The following is a 19,005-nucleotide window of genomic DNA, read 5'->3' as shown; positions in this document are numbered from 1 at the left end:
CGTGCACACCCGGCGACCGGGCTGTGGACGGCCGTGCGCTTCTGCGCCGCGGTCGGCTTACCATCGACAGGCAAGCACACGCACCCGGCGGGCCGTTGAGAGAGACGGAGGCCGGCGACAGATAGGTAGCGAGCATGGCACTTGTCGTGCAGAAGTACGGCGGATCCTCGGTCGCTGACGCGCACAGCGTCAAGCGGGTGGCCAAGCGGATCGCCGAGGCCAAGAGGGCCGGCAACGACGTCGTGGTCGTCGTCTCCGCGATGGGGGACACCACCGACGAGCTCCTGGACCTCGCCCAGCAGATCACCCCGCTCCCGCCGCAACGGGAGCTCGACATCCTCCTCACCGCGGGCGAGCGCATCTCGATGGCGCTGCTCGCCATGGCGATCACGAACCTCGGTGTGAAGGCGAAGTCCTTCACGGGCCAGCAGGCCGGTGTGATCACCGACGCCGTGCACGGCCGCGCCCGCATCGTGGACGTGGTGCCGCACCGCATCCGGGAGACGCTGGAGAAGGGGCAGGTCGCGATCGTGGCCGGCTTCCAGGGCGTCACCCAGCAGACCAACGACGTCACGACGCTCGGTCGTGGCGGCTCCGACACCACGGCCGTGGCGCTCGCCGCCGGCCTCGGGGCGGACGTCTGCGAGATCTACACCGACGTGGACGGCGTGTTCACCGCCGACCCGCGCATCGTGCCGTCCGCCCGCAAGATCGACCGCGTCACCTACGAGGAGATGCTCGAGCTGGCGGCCAGCGGCGCCAAGGTGCTGGCCCTGCGCAGCGTCGAGTACGCGCGTCGCTACGGCGTGCCGGTGCACGTGCGCAGCTCGTTCAGCTCGGCTCCCGGCACCCTCGTCGCCGCCGCACCCCAGGAGGAAGAAGCAGTGGAAGCACCCATCATCTCCGGCGTGGCGCACGACCGGTCAGAGTCCAAGATCACCGTGGTCGGCGTCCCGGACCACGTCGGTACGGCGGCCGGCATCTTCGAGGTCGTGGCCGCCTCGGGCGCGAACATCGACATGATCGTCCAGAACGTCTCGGCCGCGGCCACGGGCCTGACGGACATCTCGTTCACCCTGCCGGACGGCGACGGGCCGGCCACCATGGCGGCGCTGGCGGGCGTGCAGGCCGAGATCGGCTTCTCGTCGCTGCAGTACGACGACCAGATCGGCAAGCTGTCGCTCGTGGGCGCGGGCATGAAGTCCCACCCGGGTGTGTCGGCCCAGCTCTTCGGGGCCCTGCGTGACGCCGGCATCAACATCGAGATGATCTCCACCTCCGAGATCCGGATCTCCGTGGTCACCCGCGAGGACTCGCTGGACGACGCGGTGCGCGCGGTGCACACCGCGTTCGGACTGGACGTGGCCGACGGCGAGGCCGTCGTCTACGCCGGGACGGGGCGCTGACGTGGTCGAGATCTCGCCTGCGGGCGTCAACGTCGCCGTGGTCGGCGCCACCGGCCAGGTGGGCGCCGTGATGCGCCGGCTGCTCGAGGAGCGCGACTTCCCGATCGCGTCGCTCCGCCTCTTCGCGTCGGCCCGGTCCGCCGGGACGACCCTGCCGTTCGCCGGTGTGGACGTGCCGGTCGAGGACCTCGCCGCCACCCCGACCGACGACCTCGCGGACATCGACATCGCCCTGTTCTCGGCGGGCGGCGGGACGTCGCGCGAGCACGCGCCGCGCTTCGCCGAGGCGGGTGCGGTCGTCATCGACAACTCGTCCGCGTGGCGCCTCGACCCGCAGGTGCCGCTCGTGGTCTCCGAGGTCAACCCGGACGCCATCGGCGACGCCGTCAAGGGCATCATCGCGAACCCGAACTGCACGACCATGGCGGCCATGCCGGTGCTCGCGCCGCTGGCCCGCGAGGCGGGCCTGGAACGGCTCCGGGTCGCGACGTACCAGGCCGTCTCCGGTTCCGGCCTCGCCGGCGTCGCGGAGCTCGCGGGGCAGGTCCGGGCCGGGTCCGGCCAGGACCTGGAGGCCCTGGTGCACGACGGCGGAGCGGTGTCCCTGCCCGAGCCGTCGAACTACGTGGCGCCCATCGCGTTCAACGTGATCCCGCTCGCGGGGTCGCTCGTCGACGACGGTTCGGGCGAGACGGACGAGGAGCAGAAGCTGCGCAACGAGTCGCGCAAGATCCTCGGGCTGCCCTCGCTGGCCGTGTCCGGGACGTGCGTGCGCGTGCCGGTGTTCACGGGCCACTCGCTGGCGATCCACGCCGAGTTCGCGTCGCCGCTGACCCCCGAGGCGGCGCGTGCGCTGCTGGACGGGGCGCCCGGCGTGGCCCTGGCGGACGTGCCGACGCCACTGGCGGCCGCGGGCGCGGACCCCTCGTTCGTCGGGCGGATCCGGACGGACCAGGCCGTGCCCGACGGGCGGGGCCTGATCCTGTTCGTGTCGAACGACAACCTGCGCAAGGGGGCGGCGCTCAACGCCGTGCAGATCGCGGAGCTGGTCGCAGCGGACCTCGCGGAGCTCGGCGCGCTGGAGGCGGCCGACGCCGAGGCCTGACCCCACGAGACAGCCGGCACGTTGAAACAGCCGGCCAGTCGCCGGCCGAGGTAGCTGCTCCGTCCGACGGAGCAGCTACCTCGGCTGCTTTGTGTCGCCAAGGTGGTCACCCCGCCGCTCTTGCGCGCACCCGTGGATCTGTGGTTCATTAGTCGAGTAATGAACCAGCGAACCAATCCGTGGGGACGGCACCATGTTCGACGGGCCTGAACCCATCTACGTGCAGATCGCGCAGATGATCCGCGCGCAGGTGCTCTCGGGCGAGCTCGGCGAGGAGGAACAGGTCATGTCCACCACGCAGTTCGCCACCACGTTCCGGATCAACCCCGCGACGGCTCAGAAGGCGTTCGGCCAGCTCGTCGACGAGGGCGTGCTCTACAAGCGGCGCGGGCTCGGCATGTTCGTCGCCGTCGGGGCGCGCGAGCGGCTGCTGGAGGAACACCGGACGAGGTACTTCGACGAGGTGCTGAGGCCGGCGCTCCTCCAGGCCGACCTGCTGTCCATCCCGCGCGGCGCGATCGTCGACTTCGTGTGGGGCCGGCCCCCGGCGGCCCCCGACAAGGAGGACTCCTGATGACTCCGCCCTTCGCCGCGCGGCTCGACGGCGTCGGCGTCCGCTTCGGGCGCCCGAAGGCCCGTGCGGACCAGTCCCTCGTGGACGCACGGGACCCTGCGACGGCCCTGGTGGACGCCACCTGCACTCTCCGCCCCGGGGTGATCACCGGGGTGCTCGGCCGCAACGGCGCCGGGAAGACCACGATGCTCTCCCTGCTCGCGGCGTTCCGCCGGCCCACCTCCGGGTCGGTCCTCGTGGGTCCGGAGGGTGCGATGGAGGACCCCTGGGAGAACACGTGGATCACCTCCGGCGTGCAGCTCGTCCGGGAGAGCGGGGACCTCTTCGGTGACGAGGCGGTCAAGGAGACGCTCAAGTACTACGCGGACATGCGTCCCGAGTGGGACGCAGACCTGGCGGCACGCCTGCTCGACCTCTTCGAGGTGGACCTCCGCAAGAAGCCCGCTGCGCTCTCCCGCGGCAAGCGCTCCGCGGTGGGCGCGGTGGTCGGCCTGGCGGGCAGGGCGCCGCTGACGATCTTCGACGAGGTCTACCTCGGCATGGACGCGCCCACGCGGTACGCGTTCTACGACGAGCTGCTCGCGGACTACGCGGAGCACCCGCGGACCGTCCTCATCTCGAGCCACCTGGTCGACGAGGTCGACCGGCTCTTCGAGGACGTGGTCGTGATCGACCGCGGGCGCGTGCTCGTGACGGGCCCGGCCGACGACCTGCGAGCCCGCGGCGCGACGCTCACCGGCCCGGCTGCGGACGTGGAACGTGCCTCCGCCGGCCGCACCGTGCTCCACGAGCGGCGGCTCGGCCCGACGACGGAGCTCACCGTGGACGGTCCGCTGAACGACGAAGAGCGCGCCGCGGCAACCGACGCAGGAGTAACCGTGGGCGCAGTCGCGATCCAGGACATGTTCGTACACCTGACCAGCGGAAAGGGGCAGGATCGATGAGGAGTCGTGCGATGGACGAGAACCGTGAGCGCGCCCGTGGGCTCCACAAGCGCCAGGTGAAGACGCTGGAGAACCAGGTCGCGGGAGCGCTGGTCGTGATCGGCGCGTGGTACTGGGTCGTCGTCGTGCTGATCGCGGCCGTCCTGCTGGTCGTCGAGCTCCGTACGGGCGAGATCGGCGACGGGAGCGTGGTGGAGCGCGTGCTCACCAGCTCGCGCTGGTTCATGTTCGTCATGGGCCTTCTGATCCCGTTCGCGCTGCTCGTGCCGCACGTCGCGGCCGGCGGCACCCGTAAGGCGTTCGTGGACGGCATCACCCGTGGCGCGCTGGTGGGCGGTGGTCTGTTCGGCCTGGTGGCGACCCTGCTGTTCCTGATCGAGCGTCCGGTCTTCGGCGCCCTCGATCTGGCGTGGTTCCGTGAGGGCGCCGCCGGGCCGGGCAACGGGTTCACGTCCAGCGTGATCTCCGAGGCGCTGGCCGTCGCGACCTTCTTCCTGGTCGGCGTCGCCGTGTCGGTCGCCTACTCGCGGTTCGGCGGGTGGGTCGGTACCGCCCTTCTCCCGCTGTTCCTCGTCCCGGCCGGCCTCTCGCAGTTCCTCGAGTCCGGCGTCGTGAGCGACCTGGTCGCCCCGGCGGCGGGTCTGGTTCAGCTCCTCGTCCTCGTGGGCGCGTCCGCCGTAGTTCTCGTCCTGGCGATCGTCGTGGTGGACCGCCTGCTCCACGACGTCCCGATCAAGCCCGCCGTCGCGTGACGCCCGCGAAGCGCCTCGCCCGGCCCCTGCCGTCCCGACCGCATCCTCAGCACCCAGGAGGCACGTCATGACCAGCCCCGCGCCCGCCACGGGAGCCCTCAGCGAGACCGCCACCGGTCCGGTCGTCGAGGTCCGCACCCTGCGCAAGTCGTACCCCGGCCCGCGCGGAGCGGGCAGGAAGGTCGCCGTCGAGGACGTCAGCTTCTCGGTCGCCCCCGGCGAGATCTTCGGGATCCTCGGCCCCAACGGCGCGGGCAAGACCACGACGGTCGAATGTCTCGCGGGCCTGCGGACGGCCGACGCCGGCCAGGTGCGGATCCTCGGCACCGACCCGCAGCAGCACCCCGAGGCGATCAAGGACGTCGTCGGCGTGCAGCTCCAGGAGGCGGAGCTCAGCCCGAGGATCACGGTCCGCGAGGCGATGCGGCTCTTCGCGTCGTTCTACGAGGACCCAGCCGACCCCGACGAGCTGCTGGCCCTCCTCGATCTCGTCGCTCAGCGCGACGTGCGGTTCTCCCGGCTCTCCGGCGGCCAGAAGCAGCGGCTCTCGATCGCGCTGGCGCTCGTCGGCCGCCCGCGGGTCGCGATCCTGGACGAGCTCACGACGGGTCTCGACCCCGCCGCGCGGCGCGCCACCTGGGACCTGATCGAGCGGGTGCGGGACAGCGGCGTCACCATCCTGCTCGTCACGCACTTCATGGACGAGGCGGAGCGCCTCTGCGACCGGCTCGTCATCATCGACCACGGCCGGGTCGTCGCCGAAGGCACGCCTGCCGAGCTGATCGAGCAGGTCGACGCCGAGCGCACGGTCGTGCTGCGGCTCGCCGCGGAGGACGTGACCCGTGCCGTGGCGGCGCTGGACGGGCTGCCGGAGGTCAGCGGCGTCGCCGCCGCGGGGCGCCGCGTCGAGGTCACCGGCTCACGGCGCGTGCTCTTCGCCGTCGTGCAGGCACTGGCCGCGCACGACGTCGTCCCGGACGACGTGGCGACGACGGCCCGGACGCTCGAGGACGTCTTCGTCCACCACACCGGCCGTCCGTACGAGGAGCCCGCGGCGGACGCCATCACGAAGGGAGCACGATCATGAGCACCATGGCGCTCGGCACGCGCACCGGCTTGCGCGGTTTCCCCACGCTGCTGGGGACGGAGACCAGGCTGTGGCTACGTGACGCCGGGACCGTCTTCTACGCGGTGGTCTTCCCGACGGTCCTCATCGTCGGCCTCGGGCTCGCCATCCCCGGCATGCGGGAACCGATCACGGACGCTCCCGAGCCGTGGCTCGGCATCACGCCCATCGCCTTCTACGGTCCGGTCGCGCTCGCCACGGCGGTGGCCTCGATCGCGCTGACGACCTTTCCGAGCTACGTCGCGACGTTCCGGGAGAAGGGCGTGCTACGCCGCCTCTCGACCACGCCGATGCGGCCCCAGGGCCTGGTGCTGGCCCACCTCGTGATCAGCCTGGGGGCGCTGCTCGTCGCAGCGGGTCTGGCGGTCGTCGTGGGCGGGATCGCGTTCGGTCTGCCGGTCCCGGCGAGCGCCGGGATCGTGCTCCTGTCGTTCGTGCTGTGCGTCCTGTCGATGTTCGGCGTCGGTGCCGTGATCGCGGCTCTGACGCCGCGAGCCACCACGGCGAACGCGTTCGGCATGCTGATCTACTTTCCGATGCTCTTCTTCGCCGGCATGTGGACGCCGGGTCCGGTCATGCCGGAGGGAGTGGCCGAGGTCGCCCGGTTCACGCCCCTCGGGGCGGCGACGCAGGCTATGAACGCGGGCTGGTTCACCGGTGACGTGCCCGGCCTGCAGCTCGTCGTCATGGCGGCGTGGTCAGCGGTCCTGCTGCCCGTCGCGTCCCGGTACTTCCGGTGGAGCTGACCCGCGAACGGGCAGGTCAGACCGGATTGAGTGAGGGACGTTCCTGCCCACTGCCCAGGAGGCGTCCGGTCGCCTACGCTCCGAGCATGAGGCCGTTCCTGCTGCTCGCCACCCGCGCCGAGGACGTCGCCGCGGACGGCGAGTACGCGGCCTTCTGCAGGTACGGAGGCCTCCGCCCGGACCAGCTGCACCGGGTGCGGCTCGAGTCCAGGCCGATGCCTCCGGTGGACCTGGACGCCTATTCGGGCATCATCGTCGGAGGCGGCCCGTTCAGCTCGTCGGAGCCGCCGGAGCGGAAGTCGCCGGTGCAGAGACGGGTCGAGGCCGAGCTCTCGCGCCTTCTGGACGTGATCGTCGAGCGCGACTTCCCGTTCCTCGGCGCCTGCTACGGGGTCGGCACGCTCGGTGCCCACCAGGGCGCGGTCATCGACGGCACGTTCGGGGAGCCGGCCGGCCCGGTCACCATCGAGCTCACTCCCGACGGGGCGACGGACCCCCTCCTGGTCGGCATGCCGGCCAGGTTCGAGGCCTACGCGGGGCACAAGGAGGCGGTGCGCAGGCTGCCGGACGGCGCGGTGCTCCTCGCGACGAGCGCGGCATGCCCGGTCCAGATGTTCCGCATGAAGGAGAACCTGTACGCGACGCAGTTCCACCCGGAGCTCGACCTGGAGGGCGTGCTGCAGCGCATCGAGGTCTACCGCGACTTCGGGTACTTCCCGCCCGGCGAGGGCGACGCGGTCGAGGCCAGGGCACGCTCCGTGAGCGTCACCGAGCCGTTCCGGATCCTCAAGGCCTTCGTGGCGCGCTACGCGCGCACCTGACCGGCGTCAGCGCGCGAACCAGGGTCCGTGCGACGGATCCGCCACCCACTCCAGCGCGGCCCGAAGCCGGTCGCGGGAGCCGGCGCTCAGGCCGTCGGGAAGGTCGTCGGGCGCGAACCAGCCGACGGCGAGCGACTCGTCGTCGGCCACGTGCGCGGCACGCGCCGAGTCCGCCGAGACCGGGCGGCACACGAAGGTCGTCGTGACGTACTGGGCGCGGTCTCCGTTGGGGTACTCGACGGGCGGGTACGTGCCTACGGCGGCGATGCCCTCGACGCGTACCTCGACACCGGTCTCCTCCAGCACCTCGCGTACGATCCCCGCCGCGGGCTGCTCGCCCGGCTCGAGGAACCCCGCGACGAGCGCCCAGCGTCCGTTGTCGGACCGCTGCCCGAGCAGCACCCGGCCCTCGTCGTCAAGGACGACGGCGCACACGCCGGGCAGCCACAGCAGCTCGTGACCCACGTGCCCGCGCAGGCCGAGGATGTACTCGGGGATCGGCATGCGGTGAGCCTATCCGCGGCCCGGACGGCCGCCGTCGGACCCCCGCCCGACCGGGTCACCCGACCGCATCGTGGACCGGGCTGGACAGGCACCGGAGGGGGAGTGTTACCGTCGACCCGTGATCAACCGTTGGTATTGGCGCTTTACGCCGGCTCCTGGTGGAGCCTGGCGGGCCTGCGCCTGACCAACTTCCACCGGAGCCACCTGGGCCTTGGACACCACAGTGTCCAGGCCCTTCGTCTTGAGAAGACGGGCCGCTCCGGACCACGAGGCGGTGACGGCGCCGTCTGGGACATCCAACACCTTCCACGTACCCAGCACAGCCGTCACGCACACCAGGAGTCTCGATCATGACCCCCACGGCACCCGCCGCCACCCCTGCCGATACCGCGCCCGCGGGCGCCTCCGCCGGCATCCGCGGCGAGCTGCAGGCCCGCACCTCCGACCTGCGGATCCGCGCCCTCGACCCGCTGCCCGCTCCGCAGGACCTGCTGTCCGAGCTGCCGCTCGGCACTCGCCGTAGCGACCTCGTCACGACCTCCCGCCGCGAGGTGCGCGACGTCCTCACCGGTGAGGACGACCGGCTGCTCGTGATCGTCGGCCCATGCTCCGTGCACGACGCCGAGGCCGCGCTCGACTACGCCGCCCGGCTCGCGCGCCTCAGCGAGGAGCTGTCCGAGGACCTCGTGACCGTGATGCGCGTCTACTTCGAGAAGCCGCGGACCACGGTGGGCTGGAAGGGCCTCATCAACGACCCGCACCTGGACGGCAGCCACGACGTGCACCACGGCCTGCGCCTCGCGCGCGAGGTGCTGCTCGGGGTGCTCGACGCCGGTGTCCCCGCCGCGTGCGAGTTCCTCGAGCCGACGAGCCCCCAGTACATCGCGGACGCCGTGACGTGGGGCGCCATCGGGGCGCGCAACGCGGAGTCGCAGGTGCACCGGCAGCTCGCGTCGGGTCTGTCGATGCCGGTCGGCTTCAAGAACGCGACCGACGGCGACGTCCAGATCGCCGTCGACGGCTGCGTGACGGCCGCCAGCGAGCACGTCTTCTTCGGCGCCGACGCGCAGGGGCGCGCCGCCGCCGTGGCGACCACCGGCAACCCCGACTGCCACGTGATCCTGCGCGGTGGGCGCGGCGGTCCGAACTACAGCGCAGGGGACGTCGCCGCGGCGCTCGCCGTGGCCCGGACCTCAGGCCTGGGCGGAGCCGTCGAGACCGGTCTGATCGTGGACGCGTCGCACGGCAACTCCGGCAAGGACCACGTGCGCCAGGCCGCGGTCGTGCGCGAGATCGCCGACCGCGTGGCAGCGGGGGAGCGGGACGTCACCGGCCTGATGATGGAGTCGTTCCTCGTGGCGGGTGCGCAGAAGCCCGGCCCCCTGGCGGAGCTGACCTACGGCCAGTCCGTCACCGACAAGTGCATGGACTGGAACACGACGGAGGACCTGCTGCGCGAGCTCGCCACGGCGGGCGGGGCGCGCCGCGGGCTCGAGGCCTCACACCCGGTCGCCGCGAGCGGGGCCGGTCACCCGAAGGTGACCGGCCCCGCTGCTGCGTCCGGCGGCCGGCAGAGCCGGCGCGGCGTCACTTCACGATCGCGACGTCCCAGAGGTACTTCGTCGGCTGGCCGTTGTTGACAGCCTGGAAGTTGATGATGCCGTAGACCAGGCCGAGGGCCCACGGGACGAAGACCGCCCACGAGAAGATGACCGTGACCGTCAGCACGATGTAGGCGATCGTGACGAGGATCTGGAAGTTCAGCGACTTCTTGGCCTCGGTGTTGAGGTACGCGTTGTTACGGTCCTTGTACACCAGCCAGATGATCAGCGGCGCGAGGACACCGAGGATGCCGCCGAGCAGGTGGGACAGGCCCGCCCACTGCTTGGCCTCGGACTCGGACAGCGGCTGCTGCGGGATGCCGCCGGGAGTGGGCTCGGACAACGGATGCTCCTTAGATTCGGTCAAGTCAAGCGGAACGAATCGTATTGACAACTGGCGTCGACGGCTAGGGCTGTCGGGGGGAAGTTTCTAGAGCACCGAGATCGCGGCCGCCAGGACATAGAGCGCCCCGAGGGCGCCGAAAAGTGCTATGACGGTCCTCGTGTGTCGGCTCACCCGCCGAATAGTGCCAGAGCCGGGTCACCGCAGGAAGGCCTGGAGCTCTTCTTTCGGCACCGACGTCTGCGAGCCGATCAGCTCCTCGACCCGGCCCATCTGCTCCCACACGTTGATCGACATCCCCGCCACGACCCGCCCGGACGCCACCCAGAACGCCACGAGCTCGCGCTCCTCGACGGACCCCGCGATGACGACGTCGTCGTACCCGCCCGGGACGTCGACCCAGCCCAGGTACTCCATCCCGACGTCGTACTGGTCGCTGTAGAAGTACGGGATCTTGTCGTACTCCGCGCCCGAGCCGGCCATCGCGCGCCCGGCGTGCGCGCCGCCCTCTTGTGCCGCCGACCAGTGCTCCACGCGCAGCGGGCGCCCGTAGTGCGGGGACGGCACGCTGGCGACGTCGCCCGCCGCGAACACGTCGGGGTGCGACGTCGTGAGCGTGCCCGACACCGCGATGCCGCCGCCCTCCGCGGGCGGTCGCAGCGCCAGGCCCGCCGCCTCGGCGAGGCCGACGTTCGGCGAGGCGCCGACACCCACCACGACGACGTCCGCGCCGACGACGGACCCGTCGGCGAGGTCCACCCCCGTCACCCAGCCGTCGGTGGCGCTCAGCCCGACGACGTGCGCGCGGCGCAGGACGCGCACCCCGTGCTCCTCGTGGACGCTCCCGTACAGGGCGCCCATCTCGGGCCCCAGGGCACGACTCAGCGGCTGGGTGCCGCGCCCGATCAGGGTGACGTCGAGCCCCAGCTGGCGCGCCGACGCCGCCACCTCCAGGCCGATCCAGCCGTCCCCCACGACGACCAGGCGGCCGGCGCCCTCCAGCGAGGCGTCGAGCAGCCGGCCGGAGAGCCGGTCGGAGTCGTCGACAGTGCGCAGGTAGTGCACCCCCGCGAGGTCCGTGCCCGGCACGTCCAGGGCCCGTGGTGTGGAGCCGGTCGCGAGGAGGATCTTGGACCAGCGGAGCGTCGTCCCGTCCGACAGCGTGAGCTTGTGGTCGCGGGGCACGAGGCCCACCGCGGTGACGGACGTGCGCAGCTCCACGCCGTGCTCCCCGTACCAGGCCTCGTCCAGAGGGAACAGGACGTCCCGGTCGTCCTCGCCGCGCAGGTAGCCCTTGGACAGCGGAGGCCGCTCGTAGGGGCGGTGCGGCTCCGTCGTCACCACCACGAGGTCACCGTCGTAGCCCTCGTCACGCAGGGCCTCGGCAGCTCGGGCGACTGCCAGGCCGCCACCCACCAGGACGTACGGGTCCATCGGGCCTCCTCCGGATCGGGTACGGCCAGTCTCGCACCGGGGTCGGTTGCCTGCCCGGGGCATCGGCCGGGTGTCCGACGACGGTCGCTCGACCACAAGGCTACGGTCGGCGCCGTGAATGACCGTTTTGCTCTGCCGGGCAAGCCGTCGGGGACAGCCCTACCGTGAGCTATGGCCGGTGATACCGATGCGGCAACGAACGCCGGCCGACGGGTGGGCGCATGAACGACGGCTCGGATGTCCGCGACGCGGCACGACGCGTGAACGACAGCCCTGCGACGGGTGGCCTCGCGCGGCTCGGCTACCTCGCGAGCGGCGTGCTGCACGTCATGCTGGGGATCATCGCGATCCAGGTCGCCTGGTTTCGGTCGCCGACCGCCGCGGACCAGTCCGGCGCGTTCGCCGCCCTGGCCCGCCACCCGGTCGGAGCGCTCGCGCTGGTCGTGGTCGCGGTCGGGTTTGCGGGCCTCGCCGTCTGGAACGTGACGGAGGCGGTCGGCTCCGCCCGAGGAGTGGGCGACCGGGCGAAGGCGGCGAGCAAGTCGGTGGTCTACGGGGTCCTGGCGTGGACCGCCGTGCGGTTCGCCTGGGGGGCGCCGAGCTCGGCCGAGGAGCAGAGCCGGGACTTCACTGCCAGCCTCTGGACGCATCCCGGAGGACGGTTCGCCGTTGCGGCCGTCGGGCTGGTCGTTCTCGGCGTCGCGGTCTATCACGTGCACAAGGGGTGGACGCGCACGTTCCTGCAGGACCTGGTCAAGAGCCCTGGCCGGTTCGTCACCGCAGCCGGGCGCGTGGGCTACGTCGCGAGGGGCATCGCGCTGGCCTTGGTCGGCGGGCTGTTCGTCGCGGCAGGCGTGCGGGCCCGGCCCGACCAGGCCGGCGGGTTGGACACAGCGCTGCGGAGACTCGGTGAGGAGTACTCCGGAGCGTTCCTGCTCACCGTGATCGCCGTCGGCCTGGTTGCCTACGGCGTCTACTCGTTCGCCCGCGCCCGCTGGACCCGGACCTGAGCGGTCGGTCCGCGTCCTGCGGGACCCGCACCCGCAGCGCTCCTGCACGGACCCGTACCTCCAGCTCGCGGTGGTCGCCGATCGGGTCGCCGTCGAGCTGCGCGGCCGTCGGCGTGTCCGCGCGCACGCGCACTGCCGGCGCCTGGTGACGTTCGAGGTGGCGGTGCCCGCGGCGTCCAGCGGTCACCACGGTCGCCAGCGTCTGCACCCAGCCGGTCAGCCCGCGCGGCGCGACGACCGCGACGTCGAGGAGCCCGTCGTCGAGCTGCGCGTCCGGCATCAGTTCGAGCCCGCCCTGCAGGCTCCCGCTGTTCCCGATGACGATCGCCCGCGCGCGCCGCCGCACGACGGGGCCGCCGGCGATCTGGACCCGGGCGCGGAACCCGTCCCCGAAGGCGGCACGCAGACCCCCAGCGACGTACGCGACCCAGCCGACCGCTGCCTTGAGCCGCTCGTCGGTGCGGTCCATCATCTCGGCGTCCAGGCCCATCCCGGCCATCACGAGGAAGACGCGCTCCTCCTCGCCGTCCGCGCGCAGCACGCCGACGTCGATCTGCACCTCGCGTCCGCCGAGCACCACGTCCATCGCCTCGGCGGGGTCGTCGACCGTGAGCTCCAGTGCCCGGGCGAGCAGGTTGGCCGTCCCGCCCGGCAGGAGCCCGAGCGGCACGTCGCTCCCGGCGAGCACCTCCGCGACGGCCCGGACGGTCCCGTCGCCGCCGAACGCGCACACCAGGTCGGCTCCCTGCTCGAGCGCCTCGCGGGTCTGCCCGCCGCCAGGGTCCTCCTCGGTGGTCTCGATCCACAGCGGGCGGTCCAGCCCGTGGCGGGCGCAGACCTCGTCGAGCGCGTGACGCTCGGCGTCGAGGTCGTCGAGCTTCGCCGGGTTGGCGATGATCGCGACCCGTTTCATGTGACGGTCTCCGTGGCGTCAGAGCCCTCGGCGTCCGCGTTGCCCGCGGCGCCGCCCTCCTCGACGCGACGGGGCGTCCGCCGCAGCCAGTACCACCCGAGCACGACGCACACGAGGCCGTTGAGCACCCCGACGACGACGTCGCTCAGGTGGTGCATCCCCCGGTACAGCCGGGAGTAGACGACGAGCAGGGGCAGCACGAGCAGCACGACGGTCACGCTCACGCGCAGCCACGCGCGCCCGATCCGCTGGGCCATCAGCGCCAGCGAGACGTAGAGCGCTGTCGAGGCGCCGGAGTGGCCGCTCGGGAAGCTCGAGGTCGGTGGTGCCGGGTCGAGCTGCTCCACCTCGGGGCGTTCGCCGCTCACGACGAGCGCCGCCAGCATGAAGACCGCCGCCTGGACGGCGATCGCGATCGCCGGGACCACCGCGTACCACCACTGCCTGGTTCGCCACCAGACGACGCCGGACACGACGAGGCAGATCCCGATGATCGTCTCGGTGGTCCCCATCGCACCCCACACCGCCGTGAGGGTGTCGAGGGTCGCCGTGCGCTGTTCGACGAACCACTCGCTGACCGCAGTCTCCCGCTCTCTGAGCCCCGCCAGCGGGCCGGCGAGCAGGAGCCCGGGCCCCACGACGAGCACCCACCACACCGCTGCCGGGACCCCGACACGCAGGCCGAGGTCGCGCCGCGCCTCGCGCCCCCGGGGTGCGGACAAATCGTCCGTCCACCGCTCGAGGTCGAGCATCAGGACGCCGTCCCCGGCTCGCGGCGCGGCGTCGGCCAGTGCCGGTAGGCGAGGTACGACGCCAGAACGAAACCGACCCCGAAGAGGATCCCGGCCACCACGTCGGAGGGGTGGTGGACGCCGAGCATGACCCGGTCGACCCCCGTGGCGACCGTGAGCACCGCCGCCCCCGCGATCGCCGCGACCCGCAGGGCCCGCGATCTGAGCGACGGCCACACGAGCACCACCAGCGTCGTGGTCATCGCCGCCGTGTTCGCGGCGTGCCCCGACGGGAACGAGAAGCCGCCCGCGCTCTCCACCGGCTGGTCCAGCACCGGTCGCGCGCGTCGTACGAGCTCCTTCAGCAGGTTGGACAGCCCCCAGGCCGTGAGGATCGTCGAGAGCGCCCACGACGTGCGCGTGGCATTGCCGGTGCGCCACCAGTAGACGAGGCAGAGCGCGGCGACGGGCACCACCACGTGCGCCGCGAGGAAGACCCACTGCCAGACGACGAGCGTGCGCAGCAGCCCGGGGTGCGCCGCGGCAAGCGCGGGGCCCGCGGTCACGGCGCGCTCGTCGAGCTGGACGAGCGGCGGCCACTGCTCGCGCACGAGAAGGGCGATGACGACGACGGCGACGCCGGTCGCGATACCAGTCAGCACAGCGCCCACGAGGCGGCGCGCGCGACCCGCGGTCGCTCTTGCTGCCCCGGCGGTCTGCGGACTGCCCGCGGGCCTGCGGTGCAGTGCGGGATTCATGCCGACACGCTGCCACAGGGCGCCGCCACTGGCCCGTCGTGAGGCGCGCCGCCGGGGCACCCCCGAGGATGCTGAGCTGCTCGGCCTGACAGTTGGTCCGACATCGGCCGCGCAAGCGGAGGCCGAGGCAGGGCGAAGGCCCCCCGGCCAAGCGTTTCCGCTGGTCGGAGGGCCCTTCACAGGGTCGGGGTGACTCACGGGTACGCCACCCGCCCGATGGTCACCGACCTGGGCCCGTCGCGGACGTCCGTTCGGCTGCGTTGAGGGCTTGGTCCAATGCGGTGGTCTGGGCCTGGACGAAGGCCTGGGAGATGGCGGCTTTCGCTTCGAAGGAGTCGAAGTTGTGGTAGGCGCCGGGCACGACGTGCAGGGTGGTGGCGACACCGGCCTGCTGCAGCCGGCGGGCGTAGGTGAGGTCCTCGTCGTGGAACAGGTCGTTGGTGCCGACGCCGATCCAGGCGGGCGGCAGGCCGGTGAGGTCGTCGTAGCGGGCCGGCGCGGCCAGCGGGGGCACGTCGGCGGCGGTGGCGGCGGGGCCGAGGTAGGCGCGCCAGCCGAACCGGTTGCTGGCCGGGCTCCAGATGCGCAGCCGGCGCGGGTCGATGTCGGTGCGGGTGGTGGTCCGGTCGTCCAGCATCGGGTAGGACAGCAGCTGCAGGGCCGGGCGGATCTGGCCGCGTTCCTTGGCCAGCAGCGCGAGTGCGGCGGCCAGGCCGGCGCCGGCGCTCTGCCCGCCGACGGCGATGCGTGCGGGGTCGATGCCGGGCTGGTGGGCGAGCCAGTGCAGCGCGGTGTAGCAGTCCTCCAGCGGCGTCGGGAACGGGTGCTCGGGGGCGAGCCGGTACTCCACCGAGACGACTACGATGCCCAGCTCATCGGCGATCCGGCGGCAGAAGCGGCTGTCCTGTGCCGCGTCGCCGAGCACCATCCCGCCGCCGTGGATCCACAGCAGCGCCGGAGTGTTGGGCCGGGTCGAGGCCGGGCGGAAGACGTGTACCGACACGTCGTCGTCCACGGCCACGACCTGCGCGTCCGGGCGTCGGGTGCTCCCGGTGAGCGTGGTCAGGCGCCGCAGCGTGGGAAGGGTTCGGGCGGTGATGATGGTGCGGGGAAGGAACCGCGCGGCCCGCAGTTGGGGGTTGAAGGGGTGGTCAGTCATCGTGATCGTGTTCCTGTCTGATCAGGGCCAGGGCGTTGTGCAGGCCCTGCTCCAGGAGGTCGTCGGAGAGCTGTTGGTCGGTCAGGGCGCGGGAGAGCTGTAGCGTCCCGGCCATCAGGCCGAGCAGGCTCAGGGCCTTGACGCGGGCCGAGAGCGGGTCTTGGGGTGTCATGCGGGCGGCGAGGCCGTCGATCAGGACCAGCACGCCGTCGGTGTAGGCCTGCCTGATCGGGTCACCGGAGCGCCCGACCTCGTCGAGCAAGGCGGCGTTGGGGCAGCCGTCGTCGCGGTCGTCGCGGTGGTGGGCCGACAGGTACCAGCGCACGATCTGTTCCAGACCGGCCGGGCCCGGGGCCGCCTGCGCCACGACGTTCGCGTGCAGGGTCGCCAGCTGGTCGCCGATCGCGACGGCGACCAGGTCGTCCTTGGAGTCGAAGTGGGCGTAGAACGCGCCGTTGGTCAGGCCCGCGTCCTTCATCAGCGTCGCGACCCCAGAGCCGTCGATCCCGTCCCGCTTGAGCCGTCGACCGGCCGTCGCGATGATCCGCTGCCTGGTCTCCTGCTTGTGTTCCTTCGTGTACCGCACCATCTGTTCCTCCATCTCAGTCCGGGCCGCGAACGCCGCGCACCCGGCTCGGGTGCGCGGCGTTGCCGGATGCCGCTCTTGCCGGGTCAGGGCGCCGTGTTGGCGAGCAGAGCCGTGACGTTGATCTTCCCGGCCTGCAGTGTCGCGTCGTGGGGCTCGGGGACCCCGCCGTTGGTGATGTACAACCGGTTGCCGCGAACCGCGGTCGCGGAGGGCGAGGCCAGACCGTCCGCGCTGGTCAGGACGGCCTTGTAGGTGCCGTTCGGGTAGACCACCACGATCCTGTCCGGACCGTTCTGCGAGGAGGAGCCGTTCTGCGCCACGAACACCACGTCGGACCAGGGGGTCAGGAAGCTGAGATCGTCGATGTTGGGCAGGCCGGCCGCGACAAGGCGGATGGGACCGGCCGCGCCGGCGGGAGTGACCGGCACCCGCAGCAGGGTTCCCTGGTTGAAGTTGCTGACCCACAGCGCGCCGTTGTGGAACCTGAGCCCGTTGGCGCCGATCGGCAGGGCTTCGGTAACAACAGGCGCGAGCGCGGCATCGGTCAGCCACGGGGTCACCGATCCGCCCGAGACCGGGACCGACCAGATGGTGGCCTGGAAGCTGTCGGCGATGTAGAGGGTGTCCCCGGCCGGGTCGATGGCCAGCCCGTTGGGACCCGCGCCGGCGGGCAGCGCCGCGATCCGCTGCGAGACGCCGTCCGCACCCAGCGCGTACACGCCGTTCCTGGCTGGGTCGCCCGGGGCGAACACGCTGTAGTAGACCGTGCCGTCGACGCCGCGGGTGTTGCCGCTGATCGCCTCACCCACCTGCCCGGTCGCGAGCACCGTGCGGTGCCCGGACGCCGAGATCCGCATCAGCTCCGGCGCGTGGGTGCGCTCGCACACCGCACAGCTGCCGAGCAACGACAGGGTCACCGACCCGTCGGGGTTGACCGTGATGTTCTCGGGGATCTCCCCAGTGGCGAAGTCGAACTCCGCCACGGTCTGCACGTCGGTGACAACCGGTCCGGGATACGAGGGCCCCGTCCCCGCGGACGCGGGCGCCGACCCGAGGACGCCCGCCGTCGCGACGACCGCCAGCCCGACTCCGACGTACCTCCTCAGAAGACGCCTCGCGCTCGATGCACCGCGCCGGGTTGCCTGCTGGCTCTGCTGCTGCATGACTCTCCTCCGTAGATCTACGAATGACTGGTGAGTGGATTTCCGCAGCGATCAGCTCGGCATTCGGTTGAACCTGCGGATGACGCGGTCGAAGATCCGGGCCGGGGCGACGCGGTACACCGCGCTGATGGTCCGGGCGGTCGTGCCGGCGGTGCGCCGCAGCTTCGGGTTCCGGTCGGTGGCCGCCGCGACGATCACCTTGGCCACGACGGCGGGGTCGTCGCCGCTGCTGAGGTTCTTCGCCAGCAGCTCGTCGTAGTTGCGCCGTCCCGCTGCGTAGAGCGCCATGGGGGTGTCGGCCTCCACGCTGTGACCAGCGAACGGAGTGTTGATCGGGCCGGGCTCGACGAGCAGGACCCGGACGCCGTACTCGCGAACCTCGTGGTCCAGCGACTGCGAATAGCCCCCGACCGCGTGCTTGGTGGCGACGTAGACGGTCATGAACGGGCTGGGGACGAACCCGCTGAGGGAGGAGACGTTGATGATGCGTCCCTGCCGTTGTTCGCGCATGTGCGGCAGTACCGCCTTGGTCGTCCGCATGACGCCGTAGACGTTGATGTCGAAGATGTCCTGCGTCTGGGTGATCGAGAACTCCTCGCCTGCGCCCGTTGAGCCGACGCCGGCGTTGTTGACCAGGACGTCGATGCGCCCGAACCGGTCGATCACCTGCTTGACCGCCGAGGCGACCGACTCGTCGCTGGTCACGTCCAGGTCGAGGTAGGCCACCCCGGCGGGCGGCGCGGTGAGGCGCGCGGTGTTGCGGCCGGTTCCGATCACCTGGAACCCGGCGGCGGCCAGCGCGATCGCTGTCGCCTTGCCGATGCCTGAGGTGGCGCCTGTTACCAGTGCGACTTGCGACGTTGCTGCCATCATGAGCTCCGAGGTTTGGATTACGTTCGTACGACTATGACCATACGGTGGCGGGGTGCTCGAGGGCAAGGGCTTCGGGGAAATTAAAGTATGGTCGTACTGGGAACGAGATGCCTACCAACGGCGAAGGCAGCGTCACCGCAGCCCACCGGCCCGATCTACGACCCCTGGGGTTCCTGCGTCCGGGATCTGAGCACGTCGAATTCGCACCCTGGGGCGTCCGGATCGAAGCCGTGCTCGATGAGCCAGCGCGCGGCCACCAGGCTGCGCAGTGACCACCAGGCGCGGATCACGTCCCGGTCCGCGCCGGCGCCGTAGCCGGCAAGCAGGTCGTCCAGGCGTTCCTCGTGCCCGAGCGTCACGGTGGCCAGGTCGAACATGGCGTCGCCGGGGGCGGCCTCGGACCAGTCGATGACGCCGGTGACCTCCTCGCCGTCGACGAACACGTGGGTGATC

At 71.8% G+C, this 19,005-nt stretch carries 21 protein-coding genes; 10 read left to right on the top strand and 11 right to left on the bottom strand.

What is annotated here, in order from left to right; genetic code table 11:
• The first annotated feature begins 134 nt into the window (after positions 1 to 134).
• The 8 genes from L1785_RS19535 (at position 135) to L1785_RS19500 (ending at position 7,474) form a co-directional block, all read left to right on the top strand.
• A complete protein-coding gene (locus tag L1785_RS19535) occupies positions 135 to 1,406 on the top strand; it encodes an aspartate kinase (protein WP_236090981.1) in 1,272 nt (423 codons plus the stop codon).
• Position 1,407: 1 nt separating this feature from the next.
• Positions 1,408 to 2,511, top strand: a complete 1,104-nt coding sequence (locus L1785_RS19530) for an aspartate-semialdehyde dehydrogenase (RefSeq protein WP_308113385.1) — start codon at positions 1,408 to 1,410, stop codon at positions 2,509 to 2,511.
• 193 nt (positions 2,512 to 2,704) lie between these two features.
• Positions 2,705 to 3,085, top strand: coding sequence for a GntR family transcriptional regulator (locus L1785_RS19525; protein WP_236090980.1), 381 nt, complete (start codon positions 2,705 to 2,707; stop codon positions 3,083 to 3,085).
• Positions 3,085 to 4,029 carry an ATP-binding cassette domain-containing protein gene (locus tag L1785_RS19520; RefSeq protein ID WP_236090978.1) on the top strand — a complete coding sequence of 315 codons (945 nt, stop codon included), beginning with the start codon at positions 3,085 to 3,087 and terminating at the stop codon, positions 4,027 to 4,029. The genes L1785_RS19525 and L1785_RS19520 overlap by 1 nt, the downstream gene beginning before the upstream one ends.
• 11 nt (positions 4,030 to 4,040) lie before the next feature.
• Positions 4,041 to 4,781, top strand: coding sequence for a hypothetical protein (locus L1785_RS19515; RefSeq protein ID WP_236090977.1), 741 nt, complete (start codon positions 4,041 to 4,043; stop codon positions 4,779 to 4,781).
• A 67-nt stretch (positions 4,782 to 4,848) separates the two neighbouring features.
• Positions 4,849 to 5,868 carry an ABC transporter ATP-binding protein gene (locus L1785_RS19510; RefSeq protein ID WP_236090976.1) on the top strand — a complete coding sequence of 340 codons (1,020 nt, stop codon included), beginning with the start codon at positions 4,849 to 4,851 and terminating at the stop codon, positions 5,866 to 5,868.
• Positions 5,865 to 6,653, top strand: a complete 789-nt coding sequence (locus tag L1785_RS19505) for an ABC transporter permease (RefSeq protein WP_236090975.1) — start codon at positions 5,865 to 5,867, stop codon at positions 6,651 to 6,653. The genes L1785_RS19510 and L1785_RS19505 overlap by 4 nt, the downstream gene beginning before the upstream one ends.
• Positions 6,654 to 6,739: 86 nt before the next feature.
• Positions 6,740 to 7,474, top strand: a complete 735-nt coding sequence (locus L1785_RS19500; protein ID WP_236090974.1) for a glutamine amidotransferase — start codon at positions 6,740 to 6,742, stop codon at positions 7,472 to 7,474.
• Between the two features lie 6 nt (positions 7,475 to 7,480).
• Here the strand turns inward: L1785_RS19500 and L1785_RS19495 are convergent, their stop codons facing one another.
• Complete coding sequence (locus tag L1785_RS19495) at positions 7,481 to 7,978, bottom strand: NUDIX hydrolase (protein WP_236090973.1); 498 nt, start codon at positions 7,976 to 7,978, stop codon at positions 7,481 to 7,483.
• Positions 7,979 to 8,328: 350 nt separating this feature from the next.
• On the opposite strand from L1785_RS19495, the gene L1785_RS19490 reads away from it, so the two are divergent.
• Complete coding sequence (locus L1785_RS19490) at positions 8,329 to 9,618, top strand: 3-deoxy-7-phosphoheptulonate synthase (RefSeq protein WP_236090972.1); 1,290 nt, start codon at positions 8,329 to 8,331, stop codon at positions 9,616 to 9,618.
• Here the strand turns inward: L1785_RS19490 and L1785_RS19485 are convergent.
• Both L1785_RS19485 and L1785_RS19480 read right to left on the bottom strand, forming a co-directional pair.
• Entirely contained in the window at positions 9,566 to 9,922 is a 357-nt protein-coding gene (locus tag L1785_RS19485) for a DUF4870 domain-containing protein (RefSeq protein ID WP_236090971.1), read from the bottom strand. The two genes, L1785_RS19490 and L1785_RS19485, sit on opposite strands and share 53 nt — an antisense overlap.
• A 198-nt stretch (positions 9,923 to 10,120) precedes the next feature.
• Positions 10,121 to 11,356 (bottom strand): NAD(P)/FAD-dependent oxidoreductase, encoded by a 1,236-nt coding sequence (locus L1785_RS19480; protein WP_236090970.1) that lies wholly within the window; start codon positions 11,354 to 11,356, stop codon positions 10,121 to 10,123.
• A gap of 221 nt (positions 11,357 to 11,577) precedes the next feature.
• On the opposite strand from L1785_RS19480, the gene L1785_RS19475 reads away from it, so the two are divergent.
• On the top strand, positions 11,578 to 12,366 hold the full coding sequence (locus L1785_RS19475; RefSeq protein WP_236090969.1) for a DUF1206 domain-containing protein: 789 nt from the start codon (positions 11,578 to 11,580) through the stop codon (positions 12,364 to 12,366).
• Here the strand turns inward: L1785_RS19475 and L1785_RS19470 are convergent.
• The 8 genes from L1785_RS19470 to L1785_RS19435 form a co-directional block, all read right to left on the bottom strand.
• Entirely contained in the window at positions 12,293 to 13,279 is a 987-nt protein-coding gene (locus L1785_RS19470; protein ID WP_236090968.1) for a diacylglycerol/lipid kinase family protein, read from the bottom strand. The two genes, L1785_RS19475 and L1785_RS19470, sit on opposite strands and share 74 nt — an antisense overlap.
• Complete coding sequence (locus L1785_RS19465; protein ID WP_236090967.1) at positions 13,276 to 14,031, bottom strand: phosphatase PAP2 family protein; 756 nt, start codon at positions 14,029 to 14,031, stop codon at positions 13,276 to 13,278. The genes L1785_RS19470 and L1785_RS19465 overlap by 4 nt, the downstream gene beginning before the upstream one ends.
• Positions 14,031 to 14,768: a phosphatase PAP2 family protein gene (locus L1785_RS19460; protein WP_236090966.1), complete on the bottom strand. Its 738-nt coding sequence runs from the start codon at positions 14,766 to 14,768 to the stop codon at positions 14,031 to 14,033. The genes L1785_RS19465 and L1785_RS19460 overlap by 1 nt, the downstream gene beginning before the upstream one ends.
• Before the next feature lie 220 nt (positions 14,769 to 14,988).
• Positions 14,989 to 15,927 carry an alpha/beta hydrolase gene (locus tag L1785_RS19455; RefSeq protein WP_236090965.1) on the bottom strand — a complete coding sequence of 313 codons (939 nt, stop codon included), beginning with the start codon at positions 15,925 to 15,927 and terminating at the stop codon, positions 14,989 to 14,991.
• Positions 15,920 to 16,516 carry a TetR/AcrR family transcriptional regulator gene (locus tag L1785_RS19450; protein WP_236090964.1) on the bottom strand — a complete coding sequence of 199 codons (597 nt, stop codon included), beginning with the start codon at positions 16,514 to 16,516 and terminating at the stop codon, positions 15,920 to 15,922. The genes L1785_RS19455 and L1785_RS19450 overlap by 8 nt, the downstream gene beginning before the upstream one ends.
• 83 nt (positions 16,517 to 16,599) lie before the next feature.
• Positions 16,600 to 17,679: an SMP-30/gluconolactonase/LRE family protein gene (locus tag L1785_RS19445; RefSeq protein WP_236090963.1), complete on the bottom strand. Its 1,080-nt coding sequence runs from the start codon at positions 17,677 to 17,679 to the stop codon at positions 16,600 to 16,602.
• A 51-nt stretch (positions 17,680 to 17,730) separates the two neighbouring features.
• Positions 17,731 to 18,549, bottom strand: a complete 819-nt coding sequence (locus L1785_RS19440; protein ID WP_236090962.1) for an oxidoreductase — start codon at positions 18,547 to 18,549, stop codon at positions 17,731 to 17,733.
• Positions 18,550 to 18,707: 158 nt separating this feature from the next.
• The coding region (locus tag L1785_RS19435) for a phosphotransferase (protein ID WP_236090961.1) at positions 18,708 to 19,005 on the bottom strand (298 nt) is incomplete at its 5' end.

This window comes from Antribacter soli (assembly GCF_021568775.1).
Taxonomy (GTDB): domain Bacteria; phylum Actinomycetota; class Actinomycetes; order Actinomycetales; family Cellulomonadaceae; genus Antribacter; species Antribacter soli.
This window is presented reverse-complemented; position numbering and strand designations above follow the sequence as displayed.

Coding starts and splice junctions, on each gene's coding strand:
- L1785_RS19535 (WP_236090981.1), top strand. CDS start 135: ATGGCACTTGTCGTGCAGAAGTACGGCGGATCCTCGGTCGCTGACGCG.
- L1785_RS19525 (WP_236090980.1), top strand. CDS start 2,705: ATGTTCGACGGGCCTGAACCCATCTACGTGCAGATCGCGCAGATGATC.
- L1785_RS19520 (WP_236090978.1), top strand. CDS start 3,085: ATGACTCCGCCCTTCGCCGCGCGGCTCGACGGCGTCGGCGTCCGCTTC.
- L1785_RS19515 (WP_236090977.1), top strand. CDS start 4,041: ATGGACGAGAACCGTGAGCGCGCCCGTGGGCTCCACAAGCGCCAGGTG.
- L1785_RS19510 (WP_236090976.1), top strand. CDS start 4,849: ATGACCAGCCCCGCGCCCGCCACGGGAGCCCTCAGCGAGACCGCCACC.
- L1785_RS19505 (WP_236090975.1), top strand. CDS start 5,865: ATGAGCACCATGGCGCTCGGCACGCGCACCGGCTTGCGCGGTTTCCCC.
- L1785_RS19500 (WP_236090974.1), top strand. CDS start 6,740: ATGAGGCCGTTCCTGCTGCTCGCCACCCGCGCCGAGGACGTCGCCGCG.
- L1785_RS19495 (WP_236090973.1), bottom strand. CDS start 7,978: ATGCCGATCCCCGAGTACATCCTCGGCCTGCGCGGGCACGTGGGTCAC.
- L1785_RS19490 (WP_236090972.1), top strand. CDS start 8,329: ATGACCCCCACGGCACCCGCCGCCACCCCTGCCGATACCGCGCCCGCG.
- L1785_RS19480 (WP_236090970.1), bottom strand. CDS start 11,356: ATGGACCCGTACGTCCTGGTGGGTGGCGGCCTGGCAGTCGCCCGAGCT.
- L1785_RS19475 (WP_236090969.1), top strand. CDS start 11,578: ATGAACGACGGCTCGGATGTCCGCGACGCGGCACGACGCGTGAACGAC.
- L1785_RS19470 (WP_236090968.1), bottom strand. CDS start 13,279: ATGAAACGGGTCGCGATCATCGCCAACCCGGCGAAGCTCGACGACCTC.
- L1785_RS19465 (WP_236090967.1), bottom strand. CDS start 14,031: ATGCTCGACCTCGAGCGGTGGACGGACGATTTGTCCGCACCCCGGGGG.
- L1785_RS19460 (WP_236090966.1), bottom strand. CDS start 14,768: ATGAATCCCGCACTGCACCGCAGGCCCGCGGGCAGTCCGCAGACCGCC.
- L1785_RS19455 (WP_236090965.1), bottom strand. CDS start 15,927: ATGACTGACCACCCCTTCAACCCCCAACTGCGGGCCGCGCGGTTCCTT.
- L1785_RS19450 (WP_236090964.1), bottom strand. CDS start 16,516: ATGGTGCGGTACACGAAGGAACACAAGCAGGAGACCAGGCAGCGGATC.
- L1785_RS19445 (WP_236090963.1), bottom strand. CDS start 17,679: ATGCAGCAGCAGAGCCAGCAGGCAACCCGGCGCGGTGCATCGAGCGCG.
- L1785_RS19440 (WP_236090962.1), bottom strand. CDS start 18,549: ATGGCAGCAACGTCGCAAGTCGCACTGGTAACAGGCGCCACCTCAGGC.